The organism is Bacteroides sp. AM16-24 (assembly GCF_003471885.1).
Lineage (GTDB): Bacteria > Bacteroidota > Bacteroidia > Bacteroidales > Bacteroidaceae > Bacteroides.
Map to the genome: position 1 here is coordinate 343858 of NZ_QRKI01000003.1, position 12962 is coordinate 356819.

At 42.3% G+C, this 12962-nt stretch carries 13 protein-coding genes and 4 tRNA genes; 14 read left to right on the forward strand and 3 right to left on the reverse strand.

What is annotated here, in order from left to right; all coding sequences use genetic code 11:
• Positions 1-2 precede the first annotated feature (2 nt).
• On the reverse strand, positions 3-2063 hold the full coding sequence (locus tag DW182_RS05740) for an HD family phosphohydrolase (protein WP_118294995.1): 2061 nt from the start codon (positions 2061-2063) through the stop codon (positions 3-5).
• Positions 2064-2160: 97 nt separating this feature from the next.
• Here DW182_RS05740 and gltX point away from each other — a divergent pair, with 97 nt between their 5' ends.
• Both gltX and DW182_RS05750 read left to right on the forward strand, forming a co-directional pair.
• A complete protein-coding gene (gltX, locus tag DW182_RS05745) occupies positions 2161-3678 on the forward strand; it encodes a glutamate--tRNA ligase (RefSeq protein WP_117691252.1) in 1518 nt (505 codons plus the stop codon).
• 25 nt (positions 3679-3703) lie between these two features.
• On the forward strand, positions 3704-4924 hold the full coding sequence (locus tag DW182_RS05750; RefSeq protein ID WP_117691253.1) for a 3-deoxy-D-manno-octulosonic acid transferase: 1221 nt from the start codon (positions 3704-3706) through the stop codon (positions 4922-4924).
• A 76-nt stretch (positions 4925-5000) separates the two neighbouring features.
• Here DW182_RS05750 and DW182_RS05755 read toward each other — a convergent pair whose 3' ends face one another.
• The gene (locus DW182_RS05755) at positions 5001-5516 is read right to left on the reverse strand and encodes a gamma carbonic anhydrase family protein (protein WP_007662112.1); all 516 of its coding nucleotides are present in this window, start codon (positions 5514-5516) and stop codon (positions 5001-5003) included.
• Between the two features lie 26 nt (positions 5517-5542).
• The gene (locus tag DW182_RS05760) at positions 5543-7324 is read right to left on the reverse strand and encodes an aminopeptidase P family protein (RefSeq protein WP_118294946.1); all 1782 of its coding nucleotides are present in this window, start codon (positions 7322-7324) and stop codon (positions 5543-5545) included.
• 437 nt (positions 7325-7761) lie between these two features.
• On the opposite strand from DW182_RS05760, the gene rpsU reads away from it, so the two are divergent.
• From rpsU to rplA, 12 genes are all read left to right on the forward strand, one after another.
• Entirely contained in the window at positions 7762-7953 is a 192-nt protein-coding gene (gene rpsU, locus DW182_RS05765) for a 30S ribosomal protein S21 (RefSeq protein ID WP_007662115.1), read from the forward strand.
• A 72-nt stretch (positions 7954-8025) separates the two neighbouring features.
• Positions 8026-8910, forward strand: coding sequence for a tyrosine recombinase XerC (gene xerC / locus DW182_RS05770; protein ID WP_118294947.1), 885 nt, complete (start codon positions 8026-8028; stop codon positions 8908-8910).
• Positions 8911-8926: 16 nt separating this feature from the next.
• Entirely contained in the window at positions 8927-9226 is a 300-nt protein-coding gene (gene hpf / locus DW182_RS05775) for a ribosome hibernation-promoting factor, HPF/YfiA family (RefSeq protein WP_117691258.1), read from the forward strand.
• A 95-nt stretch (positions 9227-9321) separates the two neighbouring features.
• Positions 9322-9395 (forward strand) — tRNA-Thr (locus DW182_RS05780).
• Positions 9396-9439: 44 nt separating this feature from the next.
• Positions 9440-9522 (forward strand) — tRNA-Tyr (locus tag DW182_RS05785).
• 17 nt (positions 9523-9539) lie between these two features.
• A tRNA-Thr gene (locus DW182_RS05790) sits at positions 9540-9611 on the forward strand.
• Between the two features lie 50 nt (positions 9612-9661).
• On the forward strand, positions 9662-10846 hold the full coding sequence (gene tuf, locus DW182_RS05795) for an elongation factor Tu (RefSeq protein WP_073314903.1): 1185 nt from the start codon (positions 9662-9664) through the stop codon (positions 10844-10846).
• 54 nt (positions 10847-10900) lie between these two features.
• A tRNA-Trp gene (locus tag DW182_RS05800) sits at positions 10901-10973 on the forward strand.
• A 14-nt stretch (positions 10974-10987) separates the two neighbouring features.
• Positions 10988-11179, forward strand: coding sequence for a preprotein translocase subunit SecE (gene secE / locus DW182_RS05805; protein WP_007662120.1), 192 nt, complete (start codon positions 10988-10990; stop codon positions 11177-11179).
• 12 nt (positions 11180-11191) lie between these two features.
• Positions 11192-11734 carry a transcription termination/antitermination protein NusG gene (nusG, locus tag DW182_RS05810; protein ID WP_007662121.1) on the forward strand — a complete coding sequence of 181 codons (543 nt, stop codon included), beginning with the start codon at positions 11192-11194 and terminating at the stop codon, positions 11732-11734.
• A 59-nt stretch (positions 11735-11793) separates the two neighbouring features.
• Complete coding sequence (gene rplK, locus DW182_RS05815; protein WP_117691259.1) at positions 11794-12237, forward strand: 50S ribosomal protein L11; 444 nt, start codon at positions 11794-11796, stop codon at positions 12235-12237.
• A gap of 15 nt (positions 12238-12252) precedes the next feature.
• Complete coding sequence (rplA, locus tag DW182_RS05820) at positions 12253-12951, forward strand: 50S ribosomal protein L1 (protein ID WP_007662125.1); 699 nt, start codon at positions 12253-12255, stop codon at positions 12949-12951.
• Positions 12952-12962: the final 11 nt, after the last annotated feature.

A 12962-nucleotide genomic window follows, 5' to 3' on the forward strand; every position in this document is an offset into this window, starting at 1 on the left:
TCTTATTTTTTAAGTTCGGGATAGCTGATACGGGTATGGTAAATCGTTTTCAATTTCTCTTTGAAAACTGATTTTACGGTGGCGATATCCTTGAAGGTGATAGGGCATTCTTTGAAGTAACCTTCTTCTACTTGCGAATCAATAATCTTGTCCACCAGGTTATTGATACTATCTTCCGTATATTCGGGCAAACTGCGGGAGGCGGCTTCCACAGCATCTGCCATCATTAAGATAGCTGTTTCACGAGTGAATGGATTCGGACCTGGGTAAGTGAATAATTCTTCATTCGGTTCTTCGTCCGGGTGTTCATTTTTCCAGGAAATATAAAAATACTTTGTTTTTCCCCTGCCATGGTGAGTACTGATAAAGTCTTTTATCACTTTAGGCAGGTTGTTCTTCTCAGCCAGTTTCAGTCCGTCCGTCACATGGCTGATGATGACCTGTGCACTTTGTTCATAACTGAGATTTTTGTGCGGATTGACACCTCCCGATTGGTTCTCAGTAAAGAATACTGGATTCTCCATCTTGCCAATGTCATGATATAAAGCACCAGTACGTACTAACTGGCTCTTTGCCCCAATACGGTTGGCAGCTTCTGCTGCAAGGTTGGCCACTTGCATGGAGTGCTGGAAAGTACCTGGAACTGTTTCGGACAAGCGACGCAGCAACGGACTGTTGATATTGGAAAGTTCTACCAGGGTAACGTTGGAAGTAAATCCGAAAGTCTTCTCCAATAAGAATAAAAGCGGATAAGTAAACAATAGAAGTACTCCATTCACTGTGAAGTAGGTATACATGCTTCCATTCAGTTTTGACAAGTCGTTTTCAGTAATCAACTCAAATGAGAAATAAAGTGCAGCATAAGTAAGTATTACCAGCAGGGCTGTGCGGAAAAGTTGCGAACGCTGTGATAATTCCCGCAGGCTGAATATCGCAACCAGACCGGCGGCCAGTTGCAGGAGTATGAACTCATGCGGATAGCGTAAACAAATGGAGCATATCAGTATAGTGACTACCTGTGTGAGGAATGCCGTACGTGAGTCGAGGAATACACGGATAATGACCGGCAGCATCGCATAGGGAATGATGTAAACATTGTAGATGTTATTTGCCACCATAAGGGCCGTCACCACACAATAAAACATGATTAGTGTAAAGAGTAGGGACAGGCTGCCTTTACGTTCATAATAGTCTTTACGGAACAAATCGAGATAAAGCATGAAGCAAAGAATAAAGATACCGACAAATAGTGTTTGTCCTGTTAGTATCAGGCGTTTCTGTCCCAATGACTCACTGCGCTGAATAGATTCTTTCCGTAGACTTTCAAGAATATTATAAGTTTCCTGATCTATAATTTCTCCCCGGTCTATGATCTTCTGTCCGCTTACAACTATGCCATTTGCCCAAGCATAATTATCGAGGGTCTCTTTCTTGGCTGTTTCTGTACGCTGTTCGTCGTATGACAGATTCGGATACAGATATTCGTTGAGAGAACACTGTCGTAAAATGAAAGGTGAATAGTGCGCAGTGTCCGCAGTAAGCAGATAGTTATAGGCATCTTTTACGGAAAACAGTTGTTCGGTGCTTCGTTGGTTGGCAAGTTTATCATCAATTACCATAATGGCAGTGGTGCTGTCTTTCTGTAGTTGGTCGAGTCCCTCCGTAGAAAGTATGCCCGCCTTATAAATTTCCGACAATCTTTTTTCCAGGTAACGCATGTAGTCGGAAGAGGGGACAATGTCACGCAGATGGCTTTGATAATCTGTTTTCAACTTATTGATGGCAGTCTTTTCTATGCTTTTATCTAATTGATAATAAGGCTGGAAAGCAGCAAAAATACTGTCCTGCTCCCGTTTCACGACTGCATCGTCCTTATAGATGGGGAAATCGAATGTAGCCATAAGTTGTCCATATTTCCACGGCTTATCAATATCGAACTGATAATTAAATTTGCCGTCACGCGGCAGGAAGTATACAATAATAGCTACCGTGCCGATAAATATGAGTACTTTATACAGCAAATCTCTATAAGAAAAGCTTTTTTTAGTCTTGGTTTTATTCATATCGGTTGAATTTTTTGCGAAAAGTACAAAAAAAAACATTAGTGTGGAAAAAAAGGTTTAATTTTGCCGTCTAATTATCTCATAAGTAATGCAAAATATGACAGAAAGAAGAGTCAGAGTTCGATTTGCCCCAAGTCCTACAGGGGCGTTGCACATTGGTGGTGTGCGTACAGCATTATACAATTATCTTTTTGCACGCCAACATGGAGGTGATATGATTTTCCGTATCGAAGATACTGATAGTAACCGTTTTGTGCCGGGTGCAGAAGAATATATATTGGAATCTTTCAAATGGTTGGGTATCCCGTTCGATGAGGGAGTCAGCTTTGGTGGAGAGCATGGACCGTACCGCCAGTCCGAACGCCGTGAAATATACAAGAAGTATGTGAAAGTATTATTGGATGCAGGTAAGGCTTATATTGCTTTTGATACTCCCGAGGAGTTGGAAGCAAAGCGCACTGAAATAGCCAATTTCCAATATGATGCTTCTACCCGTATGCAAATGCGTAATTCACTGACACTTTCTAAAGAAGAAGTAGATGCATTGATTGCCGAGGGTAAGCAGTACGTGGTTCGTTTTAAGATAGAACCCAATGAAGACGTGCATGTAAACGACCTGATCCGGGGTGAGGTGATAATTAATTCTTCTATTCTGGATGATAAGGTACTTTATAAATCAGCAGATGAGCTTCCGACCTATCATTTGGCAAATATTGTAGACGACCATTTGATGGAGGTTTCCCATGTGATTCGTGGTGAAGAATGGTTGCCTTCTGCACCGTTGCACGTGTTGTTGTACCGTGCTTTTGGTTGGGAAGATACGATGCCGTCTTTTGCCCACCTGCCTTTGCTGCTGAAGCCGGAAGGTAACGGTAAGTTGAGCAAGCGTGACGGTGACCGTCTTGGTTTTCCCGTATTCCCATTGGAATGGCATGATCCCAAAACCGGTGAAGTGTCTTCCGGATATCGTGAATCGGGTTATCTGCCTGAGGCAGTGATTAATTTCCTGGCTTTGCTGGGCTGGAATCCGGGTAACGATCAGGAACTCATGTCTATGGATGAATTGATAAAATTGTTCGACCTGAGTCATTGCAGTAAATCTGGTGCTAAGTTCGATTACAAGAAAGGAATCTGGTTCAACCATGAATATATATTGTTGAAGCCGGATACGGAAATAGCAGAACTTTTTGTTCCGGTTCTGAAAGAACAGGGCGTGGAAGCTCCGTTTGAGAAAGTGGTAACTGTAGTAGGTATGATGAAGAATCGCGTAAGCTTTGTGCGCGAACTTTGGGAAGCATCCAGTTTCTTCTTTGTAGCTCCCACCGAATATGACGAAAAGACTGTGAAGAAACGCTGGAAAGAAGATTCTGCCCAGTGCATGACTGAATTAATGGAAGTACTGGCAGGTATCGAGGACTTCGGCATCGAAAATCAGGAAAAGATTGTAATGGACTGGATTGCAGAAAAAGGATACCATACCGGAAATATAATGAATGCTTTTCGCCTGACGCTGGTAGGCGAGGGGAAAGGCCCGCATATGTTCGACATCTCCTGGGTGCTGGGCAAAGAAGAGACACTGGCGCGTATGAAACGAGCAATTGAAGTACTGAAATAAAATTGAAATCCAAGCTGAAGAAAGTATGTTTTATGACCTTGCGATAGGTATCTATGACCTTCTGGTGCATCTGGCGGCTCCTTTTAGCCGTAAACCCCGTAAAATGATGAAAGGGCATTGGGTGGTGTATGAACTTCTCAGACAGCAATTGGAAAAGGATGTGCGTTACATCTGGTTTCATGCGGCTTCCTTGGGCGAGTTTGAACAAGGGCGTCCTCTGATAGAGAAAATTCGTGCCAAATATCCTGATTATGGTATATTGCTGACATTCTTCTCTCCTTCCGGATATGAAGTACGTAAGAATTATCGTGGGGCGGATGTGGTATGTTACCTGCCGTTTGATAAACCCCGGAATGTGAAGAAATTCCTGGATATAGCGAATCCTTGCATGGCTTTCTTCATCAAATATGAGTTCTGGAAGAATTATCTGGATGAATTGCATAAACGTCGTATCCCGGTGTATAGTGTTTCGTCTATATTCCGTCGCGGACAGGTTTTCTTTAAGTGGTATGGAGGAACTTATCGCCACGTATTACGTAATTTTGATCATTTGTTTGTGCAGAATGAACGTTCTAAACGCTATTTGGGTAAGATCGGCATCAATCGCGTGACGGTAGTTGGTGATACACGCTTCGACAGGGTTTTGCAGATACGTGAAGAAGCCAAAGAATTGCCTTTGGTAAAGCTCTTTAAGAATGATACGATGACTTTTGTTGCCGGTAGTTCCTGGCAACCGGATGAAGATCTGTTTATCGAATATTTCAATAATCACCCGGAAGTAAAACTTATAATAGCTCCGCATGTGATAGATGAAAATCACCTGGTAGAGATAATCCGGAAATTGAAACGCCCGTATGTGCGCTATACCCGTGCGGACGAAAAGAATGTGCTGAAAGCTGATTGCCTGATTATCGATTGCTTCGGTTTATTATCCTCTATTTATCGATATGGTGAGATAGCATATGTAGGTGGCGGTTTCGGAGTGGGTATTCATAACACATTAGAAGCGGCTGTCTATGGAATTCCGGTTATATTCGGACCTAAATACCAGAAATTTATGGAAGCCATACAGTTGATAGAAGCTAAGGGTGCTTTCTCCATTAAGAATTATGAGGAATTGAAAGAATTGCTCGACCGGATGCTGACAGATGATATATTCTTGCGTGAGACAGGAACAAATGCCGGATATTATGTCACTAGTAACGCTGGAGCTACGGATAAAATATTGAGTATGATTAATTTCTAAGAGATATGTATAAATAGAAAGGGGGCAGATCGTAGTTTATCTGCCCCCTTTCTATTTATACATATCCGTCAGCTTATCATTCCTTATACCAATTGGAATACATCAGATAGTTGTGTGCAATCTTCTGATTCAATTCTTTAGCCTGTGCCGGATCTACTTTTTTGATGAATTTTGCAGGGACACCACCCCAGATGCTTCCCGGTTCAATGACCGTGTTGCTCAAAACCAGTGAGCCGGCAGCAACAATAGCGCCTTCACCCACAATAGCGTGGTCGAGAATGGTAGAGCCCATGCCTACCAATGCATAATCTTTAATGGTAGCTCCATGAATGGTGACGTTGTGCCCTACAGAAACGTGATCGCCTATTTCAATGGTTGATTTTTCATATAAGGTGTGCAGCACGCTTCCGTCTTGTATATTGACCCCGTTTCCGATGCGGATGGAGTTTACGTCTCCGCGCAGTACGGTGCTGAACCAAATGCTGCAATCACGTCCCATTTTTACATCTCCGATGATGGCTGCATTGTCTGCTAAAAAACAGTTCTCTCCAAATTCAGGAGTGAAACCTCTGACTGATTTGATTAATGCCATTTTGTATACTGATTACTATTTAGTGGTTATAACTTACTTGTTGCTTCCTTCAACCATGCCTGTTCCTCTTTGTTCAGGCTTGGCGATAATTTCTCATATACAGTTTGATGATAGCTGTTGAGCCATTCGATTTCTTCTGTAGTGAGCAGTTCTTTAATAATTCCTTTTTTGCAGATAGGGCAGAGGGTTACAGTCTCGAATTGCAGATAGTTGCCGAACATTCCTTCTCCGGCAGGAACTACCAGAACCAGATTTTCCGTCCGGATTCCATGACTTCCTGCTTTGTATACGCCCGGTTCGTTGGATGTCAGCATACCCAGTTGCAGGGGTATCGGGTTTTCGTTCATCCGGATACTCTGAGGTCCTTCGTGTACATTCAGGAAATGGCCTACGCCATGTCCTGTACCATGCAGGAAGTTCATTCCCCGTTGCCATATCGGCATACGCGCCAGTACATCCAGTTGTGCTCCGCGTGTACCAACAGGAAATTTGGCCATTGCCAGTGCGATGTGCCCTTTTAATATTAATGTATAGTCTGTTTTCTCTTCTTTGGTTAGTTTACCTAAGGCAATCGTACGTGTAATATCTGTAGTTCCGTCCAGATATTGTGCGCCGGAATCTAATAGCAGAAAACCTTCAGGCTTTAGAGGGACATCTGTTTCGGGAGTTGCTTCGTAATGTACGATTGCCCCATGTTCTTTGTACCCTGCAATGGTGTCAAAGCTTTCTCCCTTGTATAAATCCTGTTCGGCGCGGAAGTTGTGCAGTTTTTTGTCTACACTTATCTCGGTCTCTCTGCCGGTGGGGACTGCCTCTTCCAGCCACTTCAGGAATTTGACCAGAGCTACTCCGTCCCGTTGCATTGCTGCGTGTATTCCGGCTATTTCCTGTTCGTTACGAATTGCTTTCAGCAGAGTAACCGGGGAAGCTCCATGAATGATTCTGCAATTGGGGTTGACGGCCGAATACATGGCGTAATTTGTTTTAGCCGGGTTAATGAGCAGGCTATCCACATTTATCCGGTTGAGGTATGTTTCCACTTCCTCATAAGGGTGCAGGCTTACTCCTATTCCTTTTAGATAGTTGGCAACCACAGGGGTAATCTTTTGTGGTTGGATGAAAAAGTGTGTATGTTGTTCTTCAATCAATAGGTAGCTGACAACTACAGGATTGCAATGTACATCACTGCCGCGCAGGTTGAGTGTCCATGCAATTTCGTCCAGAGCCGACAGGAATAATGCTTTGGCATTGCACTTTTTCAACTCTTCCCGGATAATGGAAATTTTTTCTGTGCTGCTTTTTCCTGCATATTTCGTTTCATGGATAAATGCTGGACCTTCCGGCATTGGTGGTCGATCAGTCCATAATTGATCTAACGGATCTGAAATACTTTTCAGCCGTATCCGCTGTTTCTGTAATTTAACTCTCATGTTTTCCACAGCTTCTGCAGAAAACATTTTCCCATCAATACCTACGGTGTCACCGGGAGCTAATTGCATACTTAAAAACGTGGAGATACTGGGTGTTTCAGGAAGCATTTCTTTGTATAACTCTATTTCAGTACCTTCCAACTGTTGGGCAGCTTGGAGGAAATAGCGGGAATCAGTCCATAATCCTGCCTTAGTGGTAGTTACGACAACGGTTCCTGCGGAACCTGTAAAACCGGAAATCCATTCCCGGGATTTCCAGTGAGGAGCAACATATTCACTCAGATGCGGGTCTGTACTCGGAATAATAAAGGCCTGTATGCCATCTTGACTGAACAAAGCCCGTAAGGCTTGTATCCGATTGTTTATTGTCTGGCTCATATACTATTTATATATAGGTATAACATTCATCCCTCAAAGATACTCACTTTCTTTGAATATCTTTTGCCGATTACTGTACTTTGTCCGTTGGCAGCAGGTAATCAATGCTTTTATCAATGTATGAACAATACCAACTCCCTGGCTGAACCCGACCTGTCCCCGACTTGCTCCGTACATTCTGCGGTCAGAGGTACCTCTGAATGGAGAGAATGCGGAGTTGGTACGGAGCAGGTATTATGTTAGTTGGCTTCTTTTTTCGGCAAATGTCCTATTTGCCTGCTTATTCTATTGGGGCTGAGAATTTTTTGTTGTGGCATTCTTTCTTCTTTTTGCAGATTTTTTGGCGGAAAGTTTTGTGGATAAAGAAACTATGTGTAATTTTGCCGCTCAATTTAATCGTGAGATTTTTAAACCATTAACATTTTAATAAAAAGAAAATGATTGTAGTACCTGTAAAAGAAGGCGAAAACATTGAGAAAGCGCTGAAGAAATTTAAAAGAAAATTCGAAAAAACTGGTATCGTTAAGGAATTAAGAAGCAGACAGCAGTTTGACAAACCGTCTGTGGTAAACAGACTTAAGAAAGAACGTGCAGTTTACGTACAAAAACTTCAGCAAGTAGAAGATTAATAATTCGTAATTTCCTTTGAATTATTGAATTCTTTTCATACATTCGTTGCATGATTTTTGATGTAGCGATATATGTGGTTGACAGACTCTTTTCTTGACTATCTTCAGTACGAACGGAATTACTCCGAAGAGACTATAAAGTCTTATCGGGAAGATTTGCGTCAGTTTGAAGAGTTTGCGAGAGGAGAAATTGGAGATTCGGCTCCATCGGAAGTAAAGGCTGAACTTGTTCGCGAATGGATTGTTTCCTTAATGGACAGGGGATATACTTCTACTTCAATAAACCGGAAGCTAAGTTCGCTTAGGTCATTTTATAAATTCCTTTTAAGGAAGGGTGAGGTGGCTGTGAATCCATTGCAAAAGATAACGGGACCTAAAAATAAGAAACCGTTACCTGCTTTTCTTCGGGAGAGTGATATGGATAGGTTGTTGGATGAGGTGGATTTCGGTGAAGGCTTTAAGGGATGTCGTGATCATATGATTATTGAGATGTTTTATGCCACGGGCGTGAGGCTTTCTGAATTGATAGGATTGGACAATAAAGATGTAGATTTCTCTTCTTCACTTATCAAAGTGACGGGGAAACGAAATAAACAGCGTTTGATACCTTTTGGCGAGGAGCTGAAAAATGCAATGACGGAGTATGTCGATGTTAGAAATGAAGCAGTCCCGGTTCGGACGGATGCGTTTTTTGTCCGGGAGAATGGGGCGCGTCTTTCTCGCAGTATTGTTGAAAATATAGTGAAACGAAACCTGTCAAAGGTAGTAACGTTGAAGAAACGTAGTCCTCATGTGTTGAGGCATACTTTTGCTACGACTATGCTGAATCATGATGCAGAGCTCGGAGCTATAAAAGAACTTCTCGGTCACGAGAGTTTGGCGACTACGGAGGTTTATACGCATACTACTTTTGAAGAACTTAAAAAAGTGTATAACCTGGCTCATCCTCGGGCCTAAAAGTAAGGAGGTAAGTATGGAAGTAAGAATTCAATCAATTCACTTTGACGCGTCAGAGCAATTGCAAGTCTTTATTCAGAAGAAAGTTGCAAAGTTGGAGAAGTATTACGATGATATAAAGAAAGTAGAGGTGTCATTAAAGGTAGTTAAACCAGAAACCGCAGAAAATAAAGAAGCCGGCGTAAAAGTGATTGTGCCTAGCGGCGATTTTTACGCAAGCAAGATCTGTGATACGTTTGAAGAGGCAATCGATTTAAGTGTTGAAGCCATAGAGAAACAGCTGGTTAAGTACAAGGAAAAACAACGGAGCAAATAAAATTTCGCTAAAATTTTGCGGAAAAGAAATAAATGCCTAAATTTGCAGCCGTTTCGCTCGCACTAGAACGTAACGGTTGCATTTTTTGAGTAATTGCCTCTTTAGCTCAGCTGGCCAGAGCACGTGATTTGTAATCTCGGGGTCGTTGGTTCGAATCCGACAAGAGGCTCAAAAAAAACAATAAGGAAAAAAGAGTTCTTTATTTAACTGTAAGGGCAAATACCAGAGTGGCCAAATGGGGCAGACTGTAAATCTGCTGGCTTACGCCTTCGGTGGTTCGAATCCATCTTTGCCCACACCTCTTTTTCTCCTTGCTGTTATAGCTCAGCGGTAGAGCACTTCCTTGGTAAGGAAGAGGTCCCGGGTTCAAGTCCCGGTAACAGCTCATAAATATGTAAATGCTGATTATTAATCAAATAAATAACAAGTAAAGCTATGGCTAAAGAGAAATTCGAACGTAAAAAACCGCACGTAAACATCGGTACAATCGGTCACGTTGACCACGGTAAAACCACGTTAACAGCTGCTATCACTACAGTGTTGGCAAAGAAAGGTCTTTCAGAAGTTAAATCTTTCGATCAGATCGATAATGCTCCTGAAGAAAAAGAAAGAGGTATTACTATCAATACTTCACACGTAGAGTATGAAACTGCTAACCGTCACTATGCTCACGTAGACTGTCCGGGTCACGCCGACTACGTAAAGAACATGGTAACTGGTGCTGCTCAGATGGACGGTGCTATCATCGTAGTTGCTGCTACTGATGGTCCGATGCCTCAGACTCGTGAGCACATCCTGCTGGCTCGTCAGGTAAACGTACCGAAGCTTGTTGTATTTATGAACAAGTGCGATATGGTTGATGACGAAGAAATGTTGGAACTCGTTGAAATGGAAATGCGCGAACTGTTGGCTGCATACGAATTTGACGGTGACAATACTCCTATCATCCGTGGTTCTGCTCTTGGTGCATTGAATGGCGTAGAAAAATGGGAAGATAAAGTTATGGAGCTGATGGATGCTGTTGATACTTGGATTCCGCTGCCTCCGCGTGATGTTGATAAACCGTTCTTGATGCCGGTTGAAGACGTATTCTCTATTACTGGTCGTGGTACTGTTGCTACTGGTCGTATCGAAACTGGTGTTATTCACGTAGGTGATGAAGTTGAGATCCTCGGCTTGGGTGAAGATAAGAAATCAGTTGTAACTGGCGTTGAAATGTTCCGCAAATTGTTGGATCAGGGTGAAGCTGGTGACAATGTTGGTTTGTTGCTTCGTGGTATTGATAAGAACGAAATCAAACGTGGTATGGTTCTTTGTAAACCGGGTCAGATTAAGCCTCACTCTAAGTTCAAAGCTTCTATCTATGTTTTGAAGAAAGAAGAAGGTGGTCGTCATACTCCGTTCCACAACAAATATCGTCCTCAATTCTATCTGCGTACTATGGACTGTACAGGTGAAATCACTCTTCCGGAAGGAACTGAAATGGTAATGCCTGGTGATAACGTAGAAATCAACGTAGAATTGATCTATCCGGTAGCCCTGAACGTAGGTTTGCGTTTTGCTATCCGCGAAGGTGGTCGTACGGTAGGTTCAGGTCAGATTACTGAAATTCTTGACTAATTACCAAATATTTTAATCAGTTCCCGGTGTATATCGGGAACTGATTATGTTCACACGGGAGTAGCTCAGTTGGTAGAGCACCGGTCTCCAAAACCGGGTGTCGGGAGTTCGAGCCTCTCCTCCCGTGCTAATATTTTTGAAATGAAGAAGATTGTAGCTTATATTAAAGAAACTTACGACGAACTTGTACATAAAGTATCGTGGCCTACGTATTCTGAACTTACTAACAGTGCAGTAGTTGTTTTATATGCTTCCCTGCTTATTGCATTGGTAGTATTTGCGATGGACTTCTGTTTCCAGAACGTAATGGAGAAAATTATTTATCCACACTAAAAAACGAGGGAAATGTCTGAGATTGAAAAGAAATGGTACGTTCTGCGTGCTATTAGCGGAAAAGAAGCTAAGGTGAAGGAATACCTTGAAGCTGATATTAAAAACAGCGACCTTGGTGATTATGTATCTCAGGTATTGATTCCTACCGAAAAGGTTTATCAGGTTCGCAATGGAAAGAAAATTGTGAAAGAGAGAAGTTATCTCCCTGGTTACGTTTTGGTGGAGGCAGCTCTGGTTGGTGAGGTAGCTCACCACTTGAGAAATACTCCTAATGTGATTGGATTCTTAGGTGGATCGGATAAACCTGTTCCCCTGAGACAATCGGAAGTGAATCGTATACTTGGTACGGTGGACGAGCTGCAGGATGCTACTGAAGAGCTTAGCATCCCGTATGTAGTCGGTGAAACTGTGAAAGTAAATTACGGCCCGTTCAGTGGATTCAGTGGAATCATTGAAGAAGTGAACACCGAGAAGAAGAAACTCAAGGTTATGGTAAAGATATTCGGACGGAAAACTCCGCTTGAATTAGGCTTTATGCAAGTTGAAAAAGAATAATACAGGTGTTACGCTGTAGTGTTCTTTGATTAATGTTTATATATAAATCAATAAAAAAAATGGCTAAAGAAGTTGCTGGACTAATCAAATTACAGATTAAAGGAGGCGCGGCAAATCCATCACCTCCCGTAGGACCTGCTTTGGGTTCAAAGGGTATTAACATCATGGAGTTTTGCAAGCAATTCAACGCCAGAACCCAAGACAAAGCAGGAAAAATTCTTCCTGTGATTATCACTTACTACGCAGATAAGTCTTTCGATTTTGTAATCAAGACTCCTCCCGTTGCTATTCAATTGCTTGAAGTAGCTAAGGTAAAGAGTGGTTCTGCTGAGCCTAACCGTAAGAAAGTTGCCGAGATTACTTGGGAACAGGTTCGTACGATTGCTCAGGACAAATTGGTGGACTTGAACTGTTTCACTGTAGAAGCTGCCATGACAATGGTTGCTGGTACAGCTAGAAGTATGGGTATCACTGTAAAAGGGGAGTTCCCGGTTAATAACTAATAAACTTCAATTAGAATGGGTAAACTGACAAAAAAACAAAAGTTGGCTGCAGAAAAAATTGAAGCAGGGAAAGCATACTCACTGAAAGAAGCTGCATCTTTGGTAAAGGAAATCACCTATACTAAGTTTGATGCTTCACTGGATATCGACGTGCGTTTGGGCGTTGACCCGCGTAAGGCGAACCAGATGGTGAGAGGTGTTGTATCACTTCCTCACGGTACTGGTAAAGTTGTACGCGTTTTGGTGCTTTGTACACCGGATGCTGAAGCTGCTGCAAAAGAAGCCGGAGCTGACTACGTTGGTCTTGACGAATATATTGAAAAGATCAAAGGTGGATGGACAGATGTGGATGTAATCATCACTATGCCGTCTATCATGGGTAAAATTGGTGCACTCGGTCGTGTGCTCGGTCCTCGTGGATTGATGCCTAACCCGAAGAGTGGTACTGTAACTATGGATGTTGCTAAAGCTGTAAGAGAAGTAAAACAAGGTAAGATCGACTTCAAAGTTGATAAGAGTGGTATTGTTCATACTTCTATCGGTAAAGTTTCATTTGGCGTTGATCAAATTCGTGATAATGCGAAGGAATTCATCTCTACTTTGAATAAATTGAAACCGACTGCAGCCAAGGGTACATATATTAAGAGTATTTATCTTTCTAGCACAATGAGTGCAGGTATCAAGATTGACCCGAAATCAGTAGAAGAAATCTAATAAAACGGAGT

Coding starts and splice junctions, on each gene's coding strand:
- DW182_RS05740 (WP_118294995.1), bottom strand. CDS start 2,063: ATGAATAAAACCAAGACTAAAAAAAGCTTTTCTTATAGAGATTTGCTG.
- gltX (WP_117691252.1), top strand. CDS start 2,161: ATGACAGAAAGAAGAGTCAGAGTTCGATTTGCCCCAAGTCCTACAGGG.
- DW182_RS05750 (WP_117691253.1), top strand. CDS start 3,704: ATGTTTTATGACCTTGCGATAGGTATCTATGACCTTCTGGTGCATCTG.
- DW182_RS05755 (WP_007662112.1), bottom strand. CDS start 5,516: ATGGCATTAATCAAATCAGTCAGAGGTTTCACTCCTGAATTTGGAGAG.
- DW182_RS05760 (WP_118294946.1), bottom strand. CDS start 7,324: ATGAGCCAGACAATAAACAATCGGATACAAGCCTTACGGGCTTTGTTC.
- rpsU (WP_007662115.1), top strand. CDS start 7,762: ATGATTGTAGTACCTGTAAAAGAAGGCGAAAACATTGAGAAAGCGCTG.
- xerC (WP_118294947.1), top strand. CDS start 8,026: ATGTGGTTGACAGACTCTTTTCTTGACTATCTTCAGTACGAACGGAAT.
- hpf (WP_117691258.1), top strand. CDS start 8,927: ATGGAAGTAAGAATTCAATCAATTCACTTTGACGCGTCAGAGCAATTG.
- tuf (WP_073314903.1), top strand. CDS start 9,662: ATGGCTAAAGAGAAATTCGAACGTAAAAAACCGCACGTAAACATCGGT.
- secE (WP_007662120.1), top strand. CDS start 10,988: ATGAAGAAGATTGTAGCTTATATTAAAGAAACTTACGACGAACTTGTA.
- nusG (WP_007662121.1), top strand. CDS start 11,192: ATGTCTGAGATTGAAAAGAAATGGTACGTTCTGCGTGCTATTAGCGGA.
- rplK (WP_117691259.1), top strand. CDS start 11,794: ATGGCTAAAGAAGTTGCTGGACTAATCAAATTACAGATTAAAGGAGGC.
- rplA (WP_007662125.1), top strand. CDS start 12,253: ATGGGTAAACTGACAAAAAAACAAAAGTTGGCTGCAGAAAAAATTGAA.